The following is a 19759-nucleotide window of genomic DNA, read 5'->3' on the forward strand; positions in this document are numbered from 1 at the left end:
GAACTCGAGATGCCGACCGGTTTCCGACCGGGCGGCGGCTCCCCGTACGGGAGGAGGCAGACGCGCGATTGTAGCCAGGGCGGATCGCGGTCGCGAACGGTTTTTCACCGGCCGGTCACCCCGTGGCGGGACCGGTTCACGGGCTCGGCTCAGGGGCTCGGCTCAGGGGCTCGGCTCAGGGTTGCCCTCCTCCCCCCCCCGTAGGGGACGGCATGGCCCTTCGGTCGTACGCCGGCCCCCCGCCGATTACACCGGCAGGTCGATGCCGCCACGCCCCCCGCGCCGCATGCTTGGAGCCATGACCACCGCAGCGATCAGCACCACCGCAAGCACTGTCCAGGACGCCGCCCCGGGCGCCGTCGCCCACCCCCGTCACCTGGTGGGCCAGGCCCTCCGCGCGGTACGGGTCTTCGCGGGCGCGGCGTTCAGCGTCGCCGTGCTCGGCTCGTACGGGGACGACGCGCGGGGCGTGACGCTGCCCAGACGCTGAGCACCCGCCCCCGCCAGGAGCCATCCGCCCCGCTACACGTCCTCGTCCGCCAGCAGCTCCTTCGCGTCCACGATCCGGTACGTGTACCCCTGCTCGGCCAGGAACCGCTGACGGTGCGCGGCGAAGTCCTGGTCGATCGTGTCGCGCGCGACCACCGAGTAGAAGACCGCCGGATGACCGTCGGCCTTCGGCCGCAGCACCCGGCCCAGCCGCTGGGCCTCCTCCTGGCGGGAGCCGAAGGTGCCGGACACCTGGATGGCGACCGTGGCCTCGGGAAGGTCGATCGAGAAGTTGGCGACCTTCGAGACCACGAGGACGGAGATCTCGCCCTCCCGGAAGGCGCCGAAGAGCTTCTCGCGCTGGGCGTTGGTCGTCTCGCCCTTGATGACCGGTGCGTCCAGATGCTCGCCCAACTCGTCGAGCTGGTCGATGTACTGACCGATCACCAGCGTCTGCTGCCCCCGGTGCCGGGCCACCAGCGCCTCGGTGATCCGGCGCTTGGAGTCGGTCGTGGCGCAGTAGCGGTACTTCTCCTCGGTCTCGGCCGTGGCGTACGCCAGCCGCTCGGTCTCCGTCAGAGTGACGCGGACCTCGACACAGTCGGCGGGCGCGATATAGCCCTGGGCCTCGATCTCCTTCCAGGGCGCGTCGAAGCGCTTGGGCCCGATGAGGGAGAAGACATCGGACTCGCGGCCGTCCTCGCGGACGAGCGTGGCGGTCAGCCCGAGCCGCCGCCGTGCCTGGAGATCGGCGGTGAACTTGAAGACGGGGGCGGGCAGCAGATGCACCTCGTCGTAGACGATCAGACCCCAGTCGCGGGAGTCGAACAGCTCCAGATGCTGGTAGATGCCCTTCCGCTTGGTGGTCAGCACCTGGTACGTGGCGATGGTGACCGGGCGGATCTCCTTCCTCGTACCGCTGTACTCACCGATCTCGTCCTCGGTGAGCGAGGTGCGGCGCACCAGCTCGTGCTTCCACTGGCGGGCCGAGACGGTGTTGGTGACCAGGATCAGCGTGGTCGATTTGGCGGTGGCCATCGCACCCGCGCCCACCAGCGTCTTCCCGGCGCCGCAGGGGAGGACGACCACACCGGAACCGCCGTGCCAGAACCCCGCGACGGCCTGCTTCTGGTACGGCCGCAGCGCCCAGCCCTCCTCGCGCAGCTCGATGGGATGGGCCTCGCCGTCGACGTAACCGGCCAGGTCCTCGGCGGGCCAGCCCAGCTTGAGCAGCGTCTGCTTGATCTGGCCGCGCTCGGAGGGGTGGACCACCACCGTGTCCGGATCGATCCGCGCGCCGACCAGCGGCTGGACCCGCCTGGACCGCAGGATCTCCTCCAGCACCGGGCGGTCGCTGGTCTCCAGGACCAGACCGTGGGTGGGGTGCTTCAGCAGCCGCAGCCGCCCGTAGCGGGCCATCGTCTCGGCGACGTCGACCAGCAGGGCGTGCGGTACGGGATAGCGGGAGTACTCGACGAGGGCGTCGACGACCTGCTCGGCGTCGTGCCCGGCGGCCCGGGCGTTCCACAGCCCGAGCGGGGTCACCCGGTAGGTGTGGATGTGCTCGGGCGCGCGCTCCAGCTCGGCGAAGGGCGCGATGGCGCGGCGGCAGGCGTCTGCCTGCTCGTGGTCCACCTCGAGCAGGAGCGTCTTGTCGCTTTGGACGATGAGGGGTCCATTCACGCGCCTGGATCCTTCCGTGTCGCCGGGGGCTGGGCCGGGTGGCCAAAGAACCAGTGTCCCTCATCGGGCTGATACCGCGGAGTGATGTAGCGAAGGGGTCGCGGAGAGCCACAGGGATACTCCCCACCGCTACGGGCAAGCGGGGACAGAGACAGCTGGGAGGTTGGTCCTTGTGGTCACGATCGCCGGGTGGGAGATCCGGAAGACCGGCGCGGTGAAGAAGACGACCGGCGCGGTGAAGACCCCGAAGAACGCCACGAAGAACGCCACGAAGAACGCGCCGAAGAAGAAGACGACGGACACGGCCAAGAAGACGGCGGCGAAGAAGACAACCGCCAAGACGACGACGGCCAAGAAGACGGCGGCCAAGAAGACAGCGGTCAAGAAGGCGGCAGCGAAGAAGCCACCGGCCAGGACGGCGGCGGCGAAGGCGGCGAAGACGAAGACCAGGACGACGGACGCGCTGCCCGCAAAGGTGGAGACGAAGCCGGAGACAAGGCCGGAGCCGCGGCCGGAGCGACCGCTGCTCCAGCGCCATTCGCTGCGGGCACAGGCCGCCCGCGTGTTGGTGCTGCTGCTGGCGTTCGTCTGCATGGTGGGCTTCGCGGTGGCGCTGGCCAGGGCCACGCTCGTGCCCTCCCCGGGCTCCTCCGACCTCGTCCACACCAACATGCGGCCGGGTGCCTCGCTGCGCGCGTACCTCGACCAGCCCGCCATTCAGGACACGATCAAGCAGATCGGCGGCAATGTGCTGCTCGGCGCGCCCTTCGGGGTTCTGCTGCCGATGCTGATGCCCAGGGCGCGGGGCGCGGTGCGGGTGGTGCTGGTGACCGGGCTGGTGATGGTGATGGTCGAGACGGCTCAAGGGCTGATCGTCGAGGGCCGCGCCTTCGACGTCGACGACGTGATCCTCAATACGAGTGGCGCCCTGCTGGGCTATGTCCTGATCGGGCGGCTGCTCGGCCGTGCGCTGCACCCCCGGCGCCGCCACTGGTGGCACCGCTGGACCAAGCGCTCGTCCTCTTCCCCGGCCTGACCCGCCCGGCTGCCCGGCTACCCGGCTGCCGGTCGTCCGGCTACTCGGCTACCCGGCCTCGTCGGCCAGTTCGGCGACGCCCGTGATGCGGTGCAGCGGGTAGGTGCGGACCTCGTCGGCGGTGTGGTCGTACGCGGTGACGAAGCCGCCCTCGACCCGGACCGGCGCGATGACCCGCTGGCTGGCCGCCCCGTCCGCGTTGACGTAGCCGATCCAGACGGCGGAGCCGGTGAGGGCCGCGGCCTGCATGGTGGCGAGGGTGTCGGCGGAGGTGGTGCGCGGCAGTCGGCCGGACGTCCCGGTGGCGGCCGCGGCCCCGCCGGTGCCCGCGCCCGCTGCCGCCCGTACCGGCTTGTGGGGCGCGGTGGCGGCGAGGTCCCCGGCGCGGATGGCGCGCACGGCGGCGCCGAGGAGCGTGTCATCGGGCCTCGGCGGGCCGTCCGGCACCGGTGTGGGCGCGGTACGGGGCGGGGTGCGCCGGGCCTCGGCGCGGGTGATCAGCACATCCCCCTCGGCGGATTCGGCCGCCGGTGCGTACCCCATGCCGCGCAGCCCCTCGAGCAGCACGTCCGGTGGGGCCTGGGAGGCCAGCACGGTGGGGGCGAGACGGCGCAGCCGCAGCGCGGCGGAGCGGCGGTCGGCGAGGATCTCGGCGAGCAGCGTGTCGTCGTCGCAGCGCAGATACGCGGAGGCGGCGCCGATCCGCAGATGGCCGTGTTTCCGGGCCACGTCGTCGATCAGGTACGCCAGCGGCTGGGGCACCGGGGTGCGGGAGTGTGCGGCGAGAAAGGTGTGCAGATCGTCGGCGGCGCGTCCGGCGTCGAGCGCACGGCGTACGGAGGCGGGGGTGAAGCGGTAGACCGTGGCGCCGCCCTTGGACTCGACCTCGGCCAGGACGCCGAGGGTCTCGGCGAGCGGCCGTTGCAAGGGACCGGGCGCGACGGCGGTCAGATCGGCCTGGAGCAGGACGTGGTCCAGGGGTTCGGGCAGCAGCGGGGCGAGGAGGCGAGCGGCCTTCGCGGCCGCGGTGGCCACCTCGGCGGGGGTGGTCGGCGTCCCGGCGGTTGTCCCCGGAGCGGCCTTTGGGGCGGTGGTCGGGGCCGGGCCCTTCGGCGGCTGGCCGAGGAGTACGCGGCCGTGGGTGGAGAGGGCGGCGCGGCCGGTGATGCCGAGGAGTTCGGCCTCGGCGAGGGCCCAACGGGCCAGCCGCGACCGCAGATCGTCACCGGAGCCGGAACCGGAACCGGAATCGACACCGGAACCGGCACCGGCGCCGGAACCGGTACCGGACGCCGTCGAGGGGCCTGAGAGCCCCGAGGGACCCGAGGGACCCGAGGGCGCCGGGACGGCCGGCGCCGCCCCCCGGTGCGGCGGCCGCTCCCAACGCAGCCGTGCCAGCAGCCCGTCGAGGTCGGCCGAAGCCCCGGCCGGGAGGGTCGCGAGCAGCGTGAGCAGGCGGCGGCGGACCTCGGGGGCGGGGGAGCGGTCCAGCTCCGGGCCGAGCGCGGCGAGCGTACGGCCCTTGGCGTCACGGCCGCCGACCAGGCCGGCCGTACGGGTCGCGGCGAGCCAGGCGGAGACGAGCCGGGCCCACTGCTCCTCGGGGGGCAGCCGTAGCCAGTCGTCGTAGGCGGGGGTGGGGGCGTAGCGCTCGTCGGTCTCGCCGTCGGAGGCCAGCAGCCCGGCGGCGTAGGCCAGCTCGATCCAGAACGCGGCGACCTGCTCGGTCACATCGAGCGCGGCGGCGGTCCGCTTCAGGTCGCGCACGCTCAGCCCGCCCGCGCGCAGCACCTGCGGCGCGGCGCTCTCCCACTGCCCCATCAGCTCCTCGACAGTGGCCAGCGCGGTGAACGCCTGGCCCGCGGCGGTGCTGTCCACAGCCTGTGGACGGTGTTCGGCGGCGGGCGGCAGCGGCGGCGGAAGCGGTTCGGGGGTGCGGTGCGCCCGGCCGCCGCGCAGATGCAGCGCGACCTCACGGGGGAGCACCACATTGCGCTGCCCGGACGGCAGCAGCAGCCCGCGCTCCAGCAGCCAGGCGACGGGCGGGGTCGGCGAGGCCACGGACGCCTCGCCGTACGGCGGCCCCCAGACCAGCTTGGCCAGGACGGCATGGCCCCCCTCGGGCGCCTGGGCCAGCAGCGCCGCCATCCGCGCGCGGTCGCCGAACAGCCCGGCCAGGGCGGCCGCGGCCGTCACCGGGTCGTGCGTGGGTGGCAGTCCGGCCGTGGCCAGCAACTCCTGGAGGCGGCCGGGGGACATCCCGGAGGTGGCCTCCCGGACGGTGGGGCCGAGACCGGTCGGGGACGGTGCGGTGGGGGAGGGGGACAGCAGCTCACGGGCGGTACGGACCAGCCGCAGCCGGTCGTCGCCGCCCCAGACGAGGGCCTGGCCGCGCAGCGTGGCCACGGCGCGCGGCAGCTCGGCGGCGATATGCGCGCGCCGCTCGGCGGGGAGGGGCGCCGCGGCGGACGGGCCCGCCTCGCCGGCCGCCTCGCCGCCCACTCCCTCGTCCGTCCCCGTCATCAGGGCGCGCAGCGTCTCGTACGGACACGGGTCGGGCGCCACCGCCAGCGCCTCGGCGGTCTGGAGCGCGAACCGGTCCAGGCGCTCCACCGCCCGTACGACCGAGGCCCGGGTCCCGGCCCGGGTGGCGAGCTGGGTGAGGTCGTTCGGGACCGGGGACAGCAGGTCGGGGCGGGCGTGCAGCAGGGTGGCGAGGGCGTCGTCGGGGCGGGCGCGCAGCTCCTCGGCGAGTGTGCGCGGCGCACCGCGGCCGCTGTCCGCCGGGCCGGTCTCTGCCGCCACGCGCGCCTCCCGATTCCGCGAGCTGGTCATTCGATCCACAGTACCCGGGGGTGGCGGACGCCGGTGGTGCGGCGGGAAACCGCCCCGCACGGTACGGTCGAAGCCGTCTTGGTACGCCGACCGTGCGCATTCTCAGGGGTCTTGGTGGGGATCGAGAGCGAAAAGCTCGTCTACGACTATCTGAGCCGTGTCGGGGACCTGGCCCAGCAGCAGGGGTTGTCGTCGGGCGACCGGATGCGGCTGGTCTCCGGGCTCCGGGCCGATATCGACCACCGGCGGGCCACCGGCGGTACGGACAGCACGGCCGGGGTGAAGCGGATCCTCGCCAAGCTGGGCTCGCCCGCCGACGTGGTCGCCGCCGCGGGCGGCCGGGCCCCCGACCCGGGTGCGGGTACGGGCACCGGCACGGGCGCGTCAACCGGAACACCGAGCGGTACGTCCTTCGGAACGTCCACGCCGGACCCGGCCGTTCCCGAGCCGCCGCGCGGTGCGGCGGGCGCGGCACGGGCGGCCCGCGACAAGCTGGCCGGGCTCGCCGAACGCACCGGGCTGACCGGGGGCAAGGTGCCCTCGCCGCGCGAGGGGAACGGCGCCGGAACGGACGACAGCACCTCCCTGATCAAGCACACCCCCGTCACCCCCGACAAGCCCGGTATCCCGGCCCCGCGCCCGGCCGCCGCGTCACCACCGCACCTCGCGGGCGAGGACGAGCTCGGCCCGCGCGAGTCCGATCCGGACTGGTGGCATGTGGAGCCGGGCCCGTTCGCCCAGCCCGAGCAGCACGACGCGCAGTACGGCGCCGTGGAGGGGTTCGTCGGCGGGATCGAGATCCCCGAACTGCTCGGCGGCACCTCGGCCGAGCAGGAGCGACGGGAACGGCGGGAGCGGTTCGAGAAGGACGCCGCCGAGCGGGCCGCGGCCGAGGAGGAAGCGGAAGCCGAAGCGGACGCGGACTCCGACGGCGTCCCGGCACGCCGCCGCGGGCTGCTGCGCCGTGCCCTGTTCGGGCGTGGCAAGGCCGCCGCGGCGGACGACGGAGGCGGTGCGGCCGCCGGGGCCGGGTGGCTGGCGGGCCTCGGCCCGCTGCTGCTGGTCTCGATCGCGCTGCTCGTCGCGGGCGCCGTGCTGGGCAACATCCTGCTGCTGGGCTTCGGCTGGGTGCTGGCGTACACCACCGGCAGGCACTCCCGGGCCGAGGCGAAGTGGGCCGTGCTGGGCATGCCCGGTCTGGTCGCGGCCGGGGGCATGGTCTGGCTGTGGGGGCGCGGCAACGGCAGGTGGGGCGACCCGATCCCGAAGGACGGGATGAAGGACGCGCTCGCGGACACGTGGCCGGTGGTCGTCCGGGCCGCGGCCGTGGCTACGGTGCTCTTCCTGGTGTGGCGGGCACGGCGCCGCGGCTGACACCTTCCGGGCGCCTGCCCGTTCCGCGCCCCGGACTACGGCCCGAACTCGATCCCGGACAACGACCCCGGACAACGGCCCCGAACTCGATCCCGGACAACGACCCCGGACAACGGCCCGGCCTACGGCCCCGTACAGAGGACCCGTGTGCGAACGGCACAATGAGGGGCATGGCTTCGCACACGGTGACGGTCGGCTTCGACCTGGACATGACGCTCATCGACTCCCGGCCCGGTATCAAGGCGGCGTACGAAGAGCTGTCCGCCCGCACCGGCACCTTCGTGGACGCCGAGCTGGCCATCACCCGGCTGGGGCCGCCGCTGGAGCAGGAGCTCGCACACTGGTTCCCCGACGAGCGCATCCCGGAGATCAGCGACCTCTACCGCGAGCTGTACCCGGAGTACGCGATCGGGCCCACGCCCGCGCTGCCCGGCGCCCTCGAGGCGATCGAGGCGGTGCGGCGGGCCGGGGGCCGGAGCGTGGTGGTCACCGCCAAGCACGAGCCCAACGCCAAGCTGCACCTGAGCCATCTGGGCATCGCGCCGGACGCGGTCGTCGGCTGGCTGTGGGCCGAGGCCAAGGCGGAGGCGCTGCGCGAGTACGGGGCGACGGTCTACGTAGGCGACCACACCGGCGATGTACGGGGCGCGCGCATCGCGGACGCGCTGTCGGTGGCCGTCCCCACGGGGCCGTGCGACGCGGACGAACTGCGTCAGGCCGGGGCCGATGTGGTGCTCGGGGATCTGACGGCGTTCCCGGCGTGGCTGGAGCGCCACCTCGACGGGCGGTCGACCGGGAGCTGACCCCGGGGCCCCGGCTCCCGACCACCCGGGCCCGCCGACCCGGTCAGGCGGCTCCGCGGCCGTCCTGGGTCCGGGCGGCCTCCCGCCGCTGCGCGCTGATCGACCGCAGCACTCCGGCCGCGGCGAGCGCGAAGCCGACGCCCATCAGCATGGAGATGAGGTACGCGGCCGTCGGCAGCGGATCCGCGCCCAGGAACATGGGTGCGACGGTGGCGAGGGTGGCGATCGCGCCGACGGCGAAGACGATCACGCCGATGCGTACCAGCCGGTCGCCGGGCGCCTCCTGGCCGCTGACGGGAGCGGTTCCACGGTGCGGGGTTTCATTGCTCACCGCACCAGGGTAGATCGGTGCCTGAGCGCGCGTACGAACCACCCGGAACCACCCGGGTACGTCTTGTCACCGGGCTCGGGACCATTAGCCTTGGAGGTGGCGGGTCTTACGACCCGCTGTAGTGCTATCCAGAGCTGTTTTTCCGTGTTTTCCGACGAGCGACGAGGACGAGGACAGACGTGCCTACCGGCAAGGTCAAGTGGTTCAACAGTGAGAAGGGCTTCGGCTTTCTCTCCCGCGATGACGGCGGCGACGTCTTCGTGCACTCGTCGGTGCTCCCGGAAGGCGTGGACGCGCTGAAGCCGGGGCAGCGCGTGGAATTCGGTGTAGTGGCGGGAAACCGCGGTGACCAGGCACTTTCGGTAACGATGCTCGACCCGACCCCGTCGGTGGCGGCGGCCCAGCGGCGCAAGCCGGACGAGCTGGCGTCCATCGTCCAGGACTTGACCACCCTGTTGGAGAACGTGACCCAGCAGCTGGAGCGCGGCCGGTATCCCGACAAGGCGCACGGTCACAAGATCGCGGGCATGCTGCGCGCGGTGGCCGACCAGCTCGACGTCTGACCCCGACTCGTACCCGTAACGAATCAGACACTCTCGGCGACGAGATCCGGACAAACGCCGGAGAGGCGTCGTCAGACGAACTCCAGTGCGTCGGGGCCGAGGGGCGGTACCAGCCCCTCGGCCGCCGCGCGGGTCAGCAGCCCCCGCACCGCGGCGTAACCGTCCTCGCCCAGCCCGGCGGTGAACTCGTTCACGTACAGCCCGATGTGCTGGTCGGCGACGGCCGGGTCCATCTCCTGGGCGTGCTCCAGCACATACGGGCGGGACGCCGCCGGGTCGTCCCACGCCATCAGTACCGAGGTGCGGGCGGCGTCGGCGAGCGCGCGCAGCCGCTCCGCGCCCAGTGAGCGCTTGGCGATGATCGCGCCGAGCGGGATCGGCAGCCCGGTGGTCAACTCCCAGTGCTCGCCCATGTCGGCGAGGCGGTGCAGCCCGTACTCCTGATAGGTGAACCGGGCTTCGTGGATGACGAGTCCGGCGTCCACCTTGCCGTCCCGCACCGCGGGCATGATCTCGTGGAACGGCAGTACCTGGATCTGCCCCACGCCCTCCGGCACTTCGGCCGCCGCCCACAGCCGGAAGAGCAGATACGCCGTGGAACGCTCGCCCGGCACCGCGACCGTCTTCCCCGCCAGGTCCGATGGACGGCCGGGCTCCCGGGTCAGTACCAGCGGTCCGCAGCCACGGCCCAGCGCCCCGCCGCACGGCAGCAGCGCGTACTGGTCCAGCACCCACGGCAGCACGGCGTACGACACCTTCAGCACGTCGAACTCCCCGCGCTCGGCCATCCCGTTGGTGATGTCGATGTCGGCGAAGGTGACATCCAGCGGCGGGGCCCCGGGAACGCGGCCGTGTGCCCAGGCGTCGAAGACGAAGGTGTCGTTCGGGCACGGGGAGTACGCGATCTTCAGGTGCTCAGGCACTTCCGGATTCCTTCCCGGTCGAGGTCCGGGCCGGGGCCCGGGTCCAGGTTCTGAGGACAGGTGCGATGTGCCCGAAGGCGTCCGCCAGGGCCTCGAGCGCCTCGCCGATCCGCCAGGCCGCCCGGTCGCGCGGGCCGACGGCGTTGGAGACCGCCCGTACCTCCAGGACGGGCACGGACTGTGCGGCGGCCGCCTCCGCCACCCCGAACCCCTCCATCGCCTCGGCGGCGGCCCGCGGATGACGCCGCAGCAGCTCCGCGGCCCGCTCGGCACTGCCGGTCACGGTCGAGACGGTGAGCACGGTGCCGCGGACCGCTCGCGCGGCTTCGGCCGCGGCGGTGACGAGGTCGGCGGGGGGCAGATGTTCGACGGTGCCGAAGCCGAGGTCGGTGACGGCGGCGAAGCCGTCGGGGGTCTCGGCGCCGAGGTCGGCGGCGACCACGGCATCGGCGATCACGACGGAGCCGAGCGGGGCGCGGGGCGCGACCGGACCGGTGGCCGGGGCGGTCGCCGGTCCGGTGAAGCCGCCGCCGATACCGGCCGATACGGCGAGGTCGTAGGGGGCGCCCGCGAGCGCGGCGGCGGTCAGGGCGGTGGCGGTGCCCGCCGCCGCGGCCGCCGGGCCGACCCCGGCGGCCAGTACGTCAAGGGTGAGGTCGCCCGAGGTGCCGGACCACTCCAGCCGGTGCAGCACGCCGCCGGGCAGGGCGACTTCGGCGGCCGCGGGTGCCGTGGTCGACGGGCGTCCGAGGCCCCGCACCACGGCGTCCCGCTCCGCGGCGACGGCGGTGACGATCAGCGCGCGCATCGGCGCCGGTCGTCCCTCAGGAGTCCCGCTCGAGCTTGAAGCGCCAGATGCCCTTGGGGCGCTTGCTGCCCTTGCCTTCCTCGTCCACCTGGACGACGGTCAGGGTGACCTTGTTGACCGGAGTCTGCTGGCCCGTCTGGGGGTTCGACTGCGACAGCAGGGTCTCGCTGTCGAAGCTGCGGTAGGTCTCGGTGCTCGGCTCGTTCATGACCGGGTTGCCGGCGACCACGGCCCAGCCGGACTTGGCGATCTTCGGGTCGACGCCGATGCGCACCTTCTCGCCGGGGGTCACCTTGATCGTCTTCTCCGGCGCATGCTCCAGGCACTTGTCCAACGCCGACTTGCTGAGCTGCTCGCTCTCGTTGTAGCAGTCCTTGGCGGCCTCCGCCGTCACGGTGGTCGAGCCGACCGTCACCGTCGCGAGCGGAGTCGGCTTGTCGCAGGCGGAGAGGGCGATGAGCCCGAGGGCAACGGCACAGGCGGCGGTGGCGGCGCGGCGGCCCTTGCCCCTGGAAAACAACGCAGCGGTCATGCGGGCAGGCTATCGGTCCGTTCCGATCACGCCGCGCGGGGGTTGGTCCCAGAGCGTTTCGCCGCCGGGTCCGGCCGCCGTTCCGCCTTCCGTTCCGGCTCTCGTCCCGCCGTCCCCTCCGCCCCGCTTGTGCTCCGTGCGGGCCCCGCCGGTCAGGCCACCCGGGGGCGCGGGGCACCGTGCCGGGCGGCGCTCAGCAGCCCCCGTACGCTCGCGGCGGCGCCCAGGGCCACCAACGCCGCGGCGACCGCCATCCCCAGCACCCCGTTGAGCGGCAGCGCGATGCCCACGGCCCCGCCGACGACCCACGCCATCTGGAGTGTGGTCTCCGAGCGGGAGAAGGCGGAGGTGCGGACCTCTTCGGGGACGTCGCGCTGGATGAGCGCGTCCAACGACAGCTTGCCCAGTGCCTGGGAGATGCCCGCCGCGGCGGCGACGGCGGCGACCGTCACCGCCCCGTACAGCACGGCCGCCACGAAGATCACCCCGAGGGCCGAGGTCAGCACCACCGCGATGATCAGCTCCGGGCCGCGGGCCCGCAGCCAGGCGCCGATCGCCGTGCCCAGGGCGTTGCCGCCGCCCGCCGCGACCGCGACCAGGCCGAGGGACAGCTCGGGGCTGAGCCCGCCCACCGGCTGGTCGCGCAGCAGGAACGCGAGGAAGAGGGTGAGGAAGCCGGACAGCGCCTTCAGCGAGGCGCAGGCCTGGAGGGCGTGCAGCACGGACGGGCCGACGGTGCGCAGTCCGGGCCGCCGCTCCCGGTCGGGGGAGCGTCCGCCGAAGATCCCGCCGAACCATCCCCCGGGTTGAGTCCCGAACCGGCTCCAGACCCCGCTCCCGGACCGCCCGCCGAACCGCGCGCCCGAGGGCGCCGTCGGCCGCGGCCGGGGACGGGGCCGGTGCACGGAGACCGGCAGATGCAGATGGTGCGCGCCCGAGGTGAGCCGCGCCCGCGCCTCGCCGAGGGAGGAGTCCACCTTGTGCGGCAGCGTGAAGGACAGGAACGTGCCCGCCATGAAGATCACGAACGCCCCGTACAGCGGCCAGCTCGGCCCCAGCTGATGCAGTCCGGCCCCCAGCGGCGCCGCGACACCGGTCGCCAGCAGCCCGGCGAGGGTCACCCGGGAATTCGCCTTGACCAGTGAGAAACGGGGTGGCAGCAGCCGTGGCACGATCGCGGACCGCACCACGCCGTACGCCTTGGACGCCACCAGCACGCCCAGGGCCTCCGGATACAGCTCCACCCCGCCGCCCACCACCGCGCCCGCCATCGTCAGCGCCAGCAGCGCCCGGGTGAGCATCGCGCCCGCCATCGCCGCGCGGCGGCCGTGCGGAATGCGGTCCAGCAGTGGGCCGATGACGGGGGCCAGGAGGGCGAACGGTGCCAGGGTGATGGCCAGATACAGCGCGACCCGCCCGCGCGCCTGGTCGGTCGGGACCGAGAAGAAGATCGTGGAGGCGAGCGCGACGGTGATCATCATGTCGCCGGCCGAGTTCACCGCATGCAGTTCGATCAGCTTGCCGAGCCCGGACTCCCCCGCCCCGTGCGCATGGGTGGCCCGGCGGATGCCGCGGCCGGTCGCGGTGAAGGGGAGGTGCAGTGCGCGAGCGATCCAGCGGCCCGACCGCTGGATCGGGCCGCTGCCGTGGAACCGCATGCCTGCCACCTGACCATGGTGCAGCCAACACGGCCGGGACGTGAGACGTTCGACGGCTTTCCGGTTCGGTTCGGTTCGGTCCGACATCGTCGGCACTCCCCAGTAACCCCCCTCTGTCCAGGACAAACGCGGTTCGCATGGGGCGGATGACGGAGGATCGGGGCGGGACGGGGGTGGGGGCGGCCCGGCCGGACAAGGTAGCGTGCGTAGCGCGCCACCGACGGTCGTTCCTGGCCATGCACCGAGTTGCCATCCCGCAGAATGGAACGTACAAGGTGCGCCCGAGGTCGGATCGGGCGCGGACGTCGACGCGGTCCCATGGTCCGCTCCGTCCGCAGTCCCGCCGTCCGGCCGGCGGCTGGCGCACTCGTCAGACGGCTGCGACGGCGTGGAAGAGAGAATCGATCCTGTGAGTGCTGCGATGCGAAGCCGTACCCCCGACCGTCTGTGCGCCGAGGCGGTCGAACTCGCCCGCGAGGCAGCCGCGGAAGCCGCCCGGCCCGCGAAGGTCGGTGAGCATGTGGGCGCCGTCGCGGAGGGAGACCGCGTCGTCACCCATCTCTTCGAATGCGCCGAGCCCGGCTATCGCGGCTGGCGCTGGGCGGTCACCGTCACCCGCGCCTCGCGGGCGAAGGTCGTCACCCTGGACGAGACGGTGCTGGTGCCCGGCCCGGACGCGCTGCTCGCACCCGAATGGGTGCCGTGGAGCGAGCGGCTGCGCCCCGGCGACATGGGGCCGGGGGATCTGCTCCCCACCGAGGCCGAGGACCTGCGGCTGGAGGCGGGTTTCTCGGGCGAGGACGCCCCGCCGCCCAACTCCGTGGTCTCCGAGGAGATGCAGCAGCTCGCCGCGCTGGAGGAGGCCGATGTGACGCCCGGCGCGCCCGCCGCCCAGGGGGCGCCGCCCGCCACCGGCTCGATCGCGTCGGTCGCCGAGGAACTGGGCATGCGCCGCGCCCGGGTGCTGTCCCGCTACGGCCTCCATGTCGCGGCCGACCGCTGGGACGACGCGTTCGGTGCCAAGACCCCCATGGCCCAGGCGGCCCCCGGAATCTGCGCGACCTGCGGCTTCCTGGTGCCGCTCGCGGGCTCGCTGCGGCAGGCGTTCGGTGTGTGCGCCAATGAGTTCAGTCCGGCGGACGGCCGGGTGGTCTCCCTGTCCTACGGCTGCGGTGCGCACTCCGAGGCGGCCGTGATGCCGAAGCCGCCCCGTCCGGCCGAGCCGGTCCTCGACGAAACGGTCGTCGAACCCCTGCCCCTCCACCCCGACCGCACCGGCGGCTCGGTGGAGCCGGACACCCCGGCGGAGGAACTGGGCCACTCCTAGTGCGGCGTCAGCCAAGGTTCGCCCCGCTCGCCGCCCGCCGGGCCCCGCGCCGCCCGCCGAGCCCCGGGCCGCCCCGCCGAGCCCCGGGCCGCCCCGCCGGGACCCGGGCCGCCCCGCCGGGACCCGGGCCGCGCCCGGTCCGGGTGGCCGGGCGGCCGGTACCGGCTCCCCCCGCACCGGGGCGCACCCACGCGGGTACGCCCCGCACGGCACCGACATGCCCTCAGCCATGTGATCACCGCCCGCGTGCAGGCGCGCCCGCCCGGCACGGGCGCGGCCGGGGGACCGGGGCGGTGGGGCGGATCGCGGGAGGGGTACGTTCGCCGCTAGGGTCCGTCATCACCAGGGGCTTCTGATGCGGATGTCCTCGTACGGGCGAAACCCGTGGCGGGCGGGCCTGGGAGGGGCGGCGCGCGGGCGGTCCGGCGAGGGCGGTGGAAAAACGCGTTTCGTGGGGAACCCGGCGGCGGCACCCTTACCGCAGGGCCCGCGGAACCGCGCAGGGCACGGACAGGAACTCCGGAGGCGAGACGTGAGCAGCACGGCGATGGTGCGAGGCGCGACCGAGGACGCGGACCCGTTCGGGACCGCGCGGCTGCGGCGCGGCGTGCTGGACGCCTGGGCCGCCTCGCCCGCCCGCTTCCGGGAGGACGCCAACGCGGAGGAGGACCTCGCGCTCGGCGGCCACCGCGACCGGCTGGTCGTCGAGCTGGCCCAGAACGCGGCGGACGCCGCCGCCCGCGCCGGGGTGCCCGGACGGCTCCGGCTCACCCTGCGCCCGGCCACCGACGGCGAACCGGCCGTGCTGGCCGCCGCCAACACCGGCGCCCCGCTGGACGCCGCCGGGGCCGAGTCACTGTCCACGCTGCGCGCCTCCGCCAAGCGGGACGAGCCGGAGAGCGCCGTGGGCCGGTTCGGCGTCGGGTTCGCGGCGGTGCTCGCGGTGAGCGACGAGCCCGCGGTCGTCGGCCGGAGCGGCGGCGTCCGCTGGTCGCTGGCCGAGGCGCGGGAGCTGACCCGGCGCACCGCCGAGGCCGCCCCCGGTCTCGCGGACGAGCTGCGCCGCCGGGACGGGCACGTCCCCCTGCTGCGGCTGCCGCTGCCCGCCGAGGGCACCGCGCCGGACGGCTACGACACCGTCGTGGTGCTGCCGCTGCGCGACGGCGCCGCCCTGGACGTGGCCGAGCGGCTGCTCGCCGGGGCCGACGACGCGCTGCTGCTGACCCTGCCCGGCCTGGAGGAGGTCGTGGTGGAGAGCCCCGAGGGCGTACGGACGCTGCGCCGCCGCACCGAGGGCCCGTACACCGTCGTCGAGGACAGCGGTGAACGCGGAACGACGCGCTGGCGCACCGAGAGCACGGGCGGGCGGCTGGACACGGCACTGCTCGCCGACCGTCCGGTGGAAGAGCGGTTGCGTCCGGTGTGGTCGGTGACCTGGGCGGTTCCGGTGGATGCCGAGGGCGCGCCGGTGCGGCCCGGCACGGCCCCGGTCGTCCACGCGCCGACGCCCACGGACGAGCCGCTGGGGCTGCCCGCGCTGCTGATCGCCTCCTTCCCGCTGGAGCCCACCCGCCGCCACACCGCGCCCGGCCCGCTCACGGACTTCCTGCTGGACCGCGCGGCCGAGGCGTACGCGGCGCTGCTGCGCGACTGGCATCCGGTGGGGGTCGGCACGATCGGTCTGGTCCCGGGGCAGCTGGGCAAGGGCGAGCTGGACGGTGAGCTGCGGCAGCGGGTGCTGGAGCGGCTGCCGAGGGTGCCCTTCCTGCCCAGCGCGGCCGCACCGGCGGCGGGCGCGGCGGGCGAGGGCGGCGGCGAGCCGGTGGCGGGCTGGCTGGGTTCGCCGGACGCGCTCGGCCCGGACGCGGCGGAGGGCGGGCCCGCGGTGGGCGCCGCCACCGGAGCGCCGCGACAGGCGCCCGACCGCGGCGGCTGGGACATCAGCGGCTGGGACGACGACGTCCTCGCACCCGGCGTCCTGGAGGGTGAGCCGTACGCGCTGCGCCCCCGTGACGCCGAGATCGTCGAGGGCGCGGGCGCCGCGACCGTCGAGGTGCTGGCCGAACTGTTCCCGACGCTGCTGCCCGCCGGTCTCGAGCGGCGGTCGGAGCTGCGGGTGCTCGGGGTGGCGCGGGTGCCGCTGGGCGAAGTGATCGACCGGCTGGCGGGTGTGGAACGCGACCCCGCCTGGTGGCGGCGGCTGTACGACGCGCTGGCCGGAACCGACCCGGACCGGCTCAGCGGGCTGCCGGTGCCGCTGGCCGACGGCCGGACGACGATCGGGCCCCGGCAGGTGCTGCTCCCGCTGCCCGGGGAGACCGAGGTCGCTGAGGGCGACGGCGGCGTCGCCGAGACCCATCGCACCCTGGCCCGGCTGGGCCTGAAGGTCGCCCATCCGGACGCCGCGCATCCGCTGCTGGAGAAGCTGGGCGCGACGCCCGCCACCCCGCGCGCCGTGCTGACCACCCCCCAGGTGCGGGCGGCCGTGGCGCATTCGCTGGAGGCCGAGGACGACTACGACCCGTATCTGGAGGACGGCGAGGGGCTGGGCGCGGCGCTGGACGCCGACATCCTGGCCGATACCGTGCTCGGTCTCGTCCAGCAGGCCCGGCTGGCGCCCGGCGACGAACCGTGGCTGGCCGCGCTGGCGCTGCCCGACGAGGACGGGGAGCTGGCCCCCGCCGGTGAACTGGTCCTGCCCGGCAGCGCCTTCGAGCGGGTGATGCGGGAGGGCGAACTCGCCGCGTGCGACGCCGAGCTGGCCGAGCGCTGGGGCGAACAGCCGCTGGCCGCGGTCGGGGTGCTGGCGGGCTTCACTCTGGTCCGGGCCACCGATGTGGTGCTGGACCCGGACGAGCTGGAGCCCCGCGAGGGCGACTTCACCGAGCCGGACGACGTCGGTGTGCTGGACGCGGTGGACGTGTGGTGCGAGGACGTACTCGACCGGCTCGCGGAGACCCCGGTGCCGCCGGTGGCCACCGAGATCGTGGCCGTACGGGACCTGGACCTGGTGGACGACGACGCCTGGCCGCGGGCGCTGGCCATGCTCGCCCAGCCGCCGCTGCGCGACGCGCTGACCGCGCCGGTGCGGGTGCTGCTGCCGGACGGCACCACGGAGACCGTGCGTTCGTACACCGCGTGGTGGCTGCGCGGCCATCCGGTGCTGGACGGCCGCCGCCCCGCGGGACTGCGCGCGGCGGGCGGCGATCCGCTGCTGGCCGGGCTCTACGAGGCGGTGGACGCGGCCGGGTTCGAGGACGAGCAGGTGCTGCGGGCGCTCGGGGTGCGGACCTCGGTGGCGGCGCTGCTGGACGAGCCGGGCGGCGCGGCCGAGCTGCTGGCCCGGCTGGCCGACCCCGAGCGCGAGGTGACCCCGGCCCAGCTGCGCGCCCTCTACGGACAGTTGGCCGATATGGACCCCGAGCAGGTGACCCTGCCGGACGAGCTGCGGGCCGTGGTGGACGGCCGCCCGCGGGTGGTGGACGCGGGCGAGGCCCTGGTCGCGGACGCGCCGGACCTGATGCCGCTGGCCGAGGCGGACGGCCGGGCGCTGCTGCCGGTGCGCCCGGCGCGGGCGGCGGACCTGGCGGAGCTGTTCCAGGTGCGGCGGCTGACCGAGGCGTATCCGGCGCCGGTGGTCTCCCACGGCGATCCGCACGAGGTCCCGGAGGCGGTGCGCGAACTCCTCCCGGACGCCCCGCTGTCGTACGTCGAACACGAGGAACTGCTCGTCGCGGGTGGTGGGGCGGCCGGTGCCGAGGGCGGTGCCGACGGCGGGACCGAGCTCGACTGGCGGTACGTCGACGGCACGCTGCACGCCTCGACGGTCGAGGGGGTCGCGGCCGGACTGGCCTGGACGGCCGGGCAGTGGTCGCGCCGCTTCGAGGTGGCGGCCCTGCTCGAGGATCTGACCCGTACGGAGGAGCTGGCCCGAGCACGCTGGTTCGACTAGGCGCTCCGCGGGATCTGCCGCGTGGTGCCGTCGTTCGTCCGCGGCTGCCTCGTGGCGGGTCGCGCCCACGCGGCGGAGCCGCACATCGACACAGCGCCGCGCCCCTTCCGGGCGCACCCGAACCGCGCGGGACTTCAGCGAGCCCGTTCGGCCCCCCACGGCTCCGGCCTGGGCCGAGCGCCCCCGGGACGGCGATCGGTCCCGGTCCGGCGGCATGGCACGTTCCGGTGCTCGGCCGCTGTCAGGGTTGCGGGGCACACGGGCCTGCCTGTCCCGGGCTGACTCGGGCCGAGCGCGTCAGGCCGGTGCCCGCACCCAACCACGGTCGACGGTCCTACTGGACCGAACGCGGCCCGCCCCGGCCGGGCGCGCCGGGACGGCCGGTGGCCGTCCCCCGGCGCGCGGCGGGCGGACCCGGGCTAGGGAGCGTGTCACGCGCCCCCGGCGCCCACGCCGTGCTCGCCGTGCGCCACGGCGCGGGCGGCGGGCTCCCCGGTGGCCCAGGCCGCCGCGAGGACGGCGGCCGTCACGGCTTGCGGGCCACGCCCGCGTAGATCCACAGGTCCTTGGCCTCCGCCTCGGCCCTGGCCCGCTCACTCTCCGGCTTCCAGCGGTGCGGCATCACCACGCCCGGTTCGACCAGCTCAAGGCCGTCGAAGAACGGCAGGACCTCCTCGTAGGTGCGGCCCTGCACATGGATGCCACTGCTGCGGTAGAGGTTGGTGACCGCGTCCGAGACCCCGGGGCGGGCGTCGAGCGCGCCGTGCGACAGCACGAGATAGCTGCCCGGCGCCAGCGGCTCGAGGAGCCTCCGCACGATGTCGTACGGCTGCTGTTCGTTGGCTATGAAGTGCATGACCGCGTTGAGCGACAGGGCGACCGGCTGGGTCAGATCGAGCGTGGAGTGCAGTTCCTCCGCGGCGAGTACCACCTCGGGCTCGGTGATGTCGGCGTGCATGTACGCGGTGCGGCCCTCGGGTGTGGAGAGCAGCAGGGCCTGGGCGTAGGCCAGCACGATGGGGTCGTTGTCCGCGTAGACCACCCGGGCCTCCGGCGCCACGCTCTGGGCGACCTGGTGGAGGTTGGGCTCGGTCGGGATACCGGTGCCGATGTCCAGGAACTGCCGGATACCGGCCTCCGCGGCGAGCCAGCGGGTGGCGCGGTGCATGAAGGACCGGTTGGCGCGGGTCCACGGCTTGACGTCCGGCCAGACGGCCTCGACCTGCTCGGCGGCCTGGGTGTCGACGGCGTAGTGCGTCTTGCCGCCCAGGAAGTAGTCGTACATGCGCGCCGAGTGCGGCTTGCTGGTGTCGATTTCGTCTGCGCGAAAGCGGTGACCGGTCATATCACTCACATTACTGGTCAGTTGGGGATCGTTGCGGGCGGTTTCCGAGCGGGATCCGCATCGTGAAACATTCGCAACATGGTGAACGCCCCGTGAAGAG

At 74.4% G+C, this 19759-nt stretch carries 15 protein-coding genes; 7 read left to right on the plus strand and 8 right to left on the minus strand.

The features are described from left to right. Window positions 1-298 precede the first annotated feature (298 nt). Window positions 299-490 carry a hypothetical protein gene (locus HUT19_RS23375; RefSeq protein WP_176182330.1) on the plus strand — a complete coding sequence of 64 codons (192 nt, stop codon included), beginning with the start codon at window positions 299-301 and terminating at the stop codon, window positions 488-490. 32 nt (window positions 491-522) lie between these two features. On the opposite strand, the gene HUT19_RS23380 is transcribed toward HUT19_RS23375, so the two are convergent. Further along, window positions 523-2172, minus strand: a complete 1650-nt coding sequence (locus HUT19_RS23380) for a DNA repair helicase XPB (RefSeq protein ID WP_176182331.1) — start codon at window positions 2170-2172, stop codon at window positions 523-525. 523 nt (window positions 2173-2695) lie between these two features. On the opposite strand from HUT19_RS23380, the gene HUT19_RS23385 reads away from it, so the two are divergent. Next, on the plus strand, window positions 2696-3208 hold the full coding sequence (locus tag HUT19_RS23385; protein ID WP_254886209.1) for a VanZ family protein: 513 nt from the start codon (window positions 2696-2698) through the stop codon (window positions 3206-3208). A gap of 48 nt (window positions 3209-3256) precedes the next feature. Here HUT19_RS23385 and HUT19_RS23390 read toward each other — a convergent pair whose 3' ends face one another. Then, window positions 3257-6043: a helicase C-terminal domain-containing protein gene (locus HUT19_RS23390; protein ID WP_176182332.1), complete on the minus strand. Its 2787-nt coding sequence runs from the start codon at window positions 6041-6043 to the stop codon at window positions 3257-3259. Between the two features lie 114 nt (window positions 6044-6157). On the opposite strand from HUT19_RS23390, the gene HUT19_RS23395 reads away from it, so the two are divergent. Then, entirely contained in the window at window positions 6158-7417 is a 1260-nt protein-coding gene (locus HUT19_RS23395) for a hypothetical protein (RefSeq protein ID WP_176182333.1), read from the plus strand. Window positions 7418-7587: 170 nt separating this feature from the next. Further along, on the plus strand, window positions 7588-8220 hold the full coding sequence (locus tag HUT19_RS23400; protein ID WP_176182334.1) for an HAD family hydrolase: 633 nt from the start codon (window positions 7588-7590) through the stop codon (window positions 8218-8220). 43 nt (window positions 8221-8263) lie between these two features. Here HUT19_RS23400 and HUT19_RS23405 read toward each other — a convergent pair whose 3' ends face one another. Continuing rightward, window positions 8264-8551, minus strand: coding sequence for a hypothetical protein (locus HUT19_RS23405; protein ID WP_176182335.1), 288 nt, complete (start codon window positions 8549-8551; stop codon window positions 8264-8266). 179 nt (window positions 8552-8730) lie between these two features. Between HUT19_RS23405 and HUT19_RS44030 the strand changes: the two genes are divergently transcribed. After that, the gene (locus tag HUT19_RS44030) at window positions 8731-9114 is read left to right on the plus strand and encodes a cold-shock protein (RefSeq protein WP_176182336.1); all 384 of its coding nucleotides are present in this window, start codon (window positions 8731-8733) and stop codon (window positions 9112-9114) included. A gap of 71 nt (window positions 9115-9185) precedes the next feature. Here HUT19_RS44030 and HUT19_RS23415 read toward each other — a convergent pair whose 3' ends face one another. The 4 genes from HUT19_RS23415 to HUT19_RS23430 form a co-directional block, all read right to left on the minus strand. Next, a complete protein-coding gene (locus tag HUT19_RS23415; RefSeq protein ID WP_176182337.1) occupies window positions 9186-10037 on the minus strand; it encodes a 1,4-dihydroxy-6-naphthoate synthase in 852 nt (283 codons plus the stop codon). After that, entirely contained in the window at window positions 10030-10845 is an 816-nt protein-coding gene (locus HUT19_RS23420; protein ID WP_176182338.1) for a futalosine hydrolase, read from the minus strand. Before HUT19_RS23420 ends, HUT19_RS23415 begins: the two co-directional genes overlap by 8 nt. A gap of 16 nt (window positions 10846-10861) precedes the next feature. Further along, the gene (locus HUT19_RS23425) at window positions 10862-11377 is read right to left on the minus strand and encodes a DUF2771 family protein (protein ID WP_176182339.1); all 516 of its coding nucleotides are present in this window, start codon (window positions 11375-11377) and stop codon (window positions 10862-10864) included. 152 nt (window positions 11378-11529) lie between these two features. Further along, the gene (locus HUT19_RS23430) at window positions 11530-13044 is read right to left on the minus strand and encodes an MFS transporter (protein ID WP_176182340.1); all 1515 of its coding nucleotides are present in this window, start codon (window positions 13042-13044) and stop codon (window positions 11530-11532) included. A 412-nt stretch (window positions 13045-13456) separates the two neighbouring features. Between HUT19_RS23430 and HUT19_RS23435 the strand changes: the two genes are divergently transcribed. Both HUT19_RS23435 and HUT19_RS23440 read left to right on the plus strand, forming a co-directional pair. Continuing rightward, window positions 13457-14362 (plus strand): DUF3027 domain-containing protein, encoded by a 906-nt coding sequence (locus tag HUT19_RS23435; protein ID WP_176187199.1) that lies wholly within the window; start codon window positions 13457-13459, stop codon window positions 14360-14362. Between the two features lie 547 nt (window positions 14363-14909). Continuing rightward, window positions 14910-18314: a sacsin N-terminal ATP-binding-like domain-containing protein gene (locus tag HUT19_RS23440; RefSeq protein ID WP_176187201.1), complete on the plus strand. Its 3405-nt coding sequence runs from the start codon at window positions 14910-14912 to the stop codon at window positions 18312-18314. A 526-nt stretch (window positions 18315-18840) separates the two neighbouring features. Here HUT19_RS23440 and HUT19_RS23445 read toward each other — a convergent pair. Further along, the gene (locus HUT19_RS23445; RefSeq protein ID WP_176182341.1) at window positions 18841-19659 is read right to left on the minus strand and encodes an SAM-dependent methyltransferase; all 819 of its coding nucleotides are present in this window, start codon (window positions 19657-19659) and stop codon (window positions 18841-18843) included. Window positions 19660-19759: the final 100 nt, after the last annotated feature.

It is taken from the genome of Streptomyces sp. NA02950, from assembly GCF_013364155.1.
Taxonomy (GTDB): Bacteria; Actinomycetota; Actinomycetes; order Streptomycetales; family Streptomycetaceae; genus Streptomyces.

Bases quoted from the DNA above. Each gene is read 5' to 3' on its own strand.
- HUT19_RS23375 (WP_176182330.1), top strand. From the start codon at position 299: ATGACCACCGCAGCGATCAGCACCACCGCAAGCACTGTCCAGGACGCC.
- HUT19_RS23390 (WP_176182332.1), bottom strand. From the start codon at position 6,043: ATGACCAGCTCGCGGAATCGGGAGGCGCGCGTGGCGGCAGAGACCGGC.
- HUT19_RS23400 (WP_176182334.1), top strand. From the start codon at position 7,588: ATGGCTTCGCACACGGTGACGGTCGGCTTCGACCTGGACATGACGCTC.
- HUT19_RS23420 (WP_176182338.1), bottom strand. From the start codon at position 10,845: ATGCGCGCGCTGATCGTCACCGCCGTCGCCGCGGAGCGGGACGCCGTG.
- HUT19_RS23425 (WP_176182339.1), bottom strand. From the start codon at position 11,377: ATGACCGCTGCGTTGTTTTCCAGGGGCAAGGGCCGCCGCGCCGCCACC.
- HUT19_RS23435 (WP_176187199.1), top strand. From the start codon at position 13,457: ATGCGAAGCCGTACCCCCGACCGTCTGTGCGCCGAGGCGGTCGAACTC.
- HUT19_RS23440 (WP_176187201.1), top strand. From the start codon at position 14,910: ATGGTGCGAGGCGCGACCGAGGACGCGGACCCGTTCGGGACCGCGCGG.
- HUT19_RS23445 (WP_176182341.1), bottom strand. From the start codon at position 19,659: ATGACCGGTCACCGCTTTCGCGCAGACGAAATCGACACCAGCAAGCCG.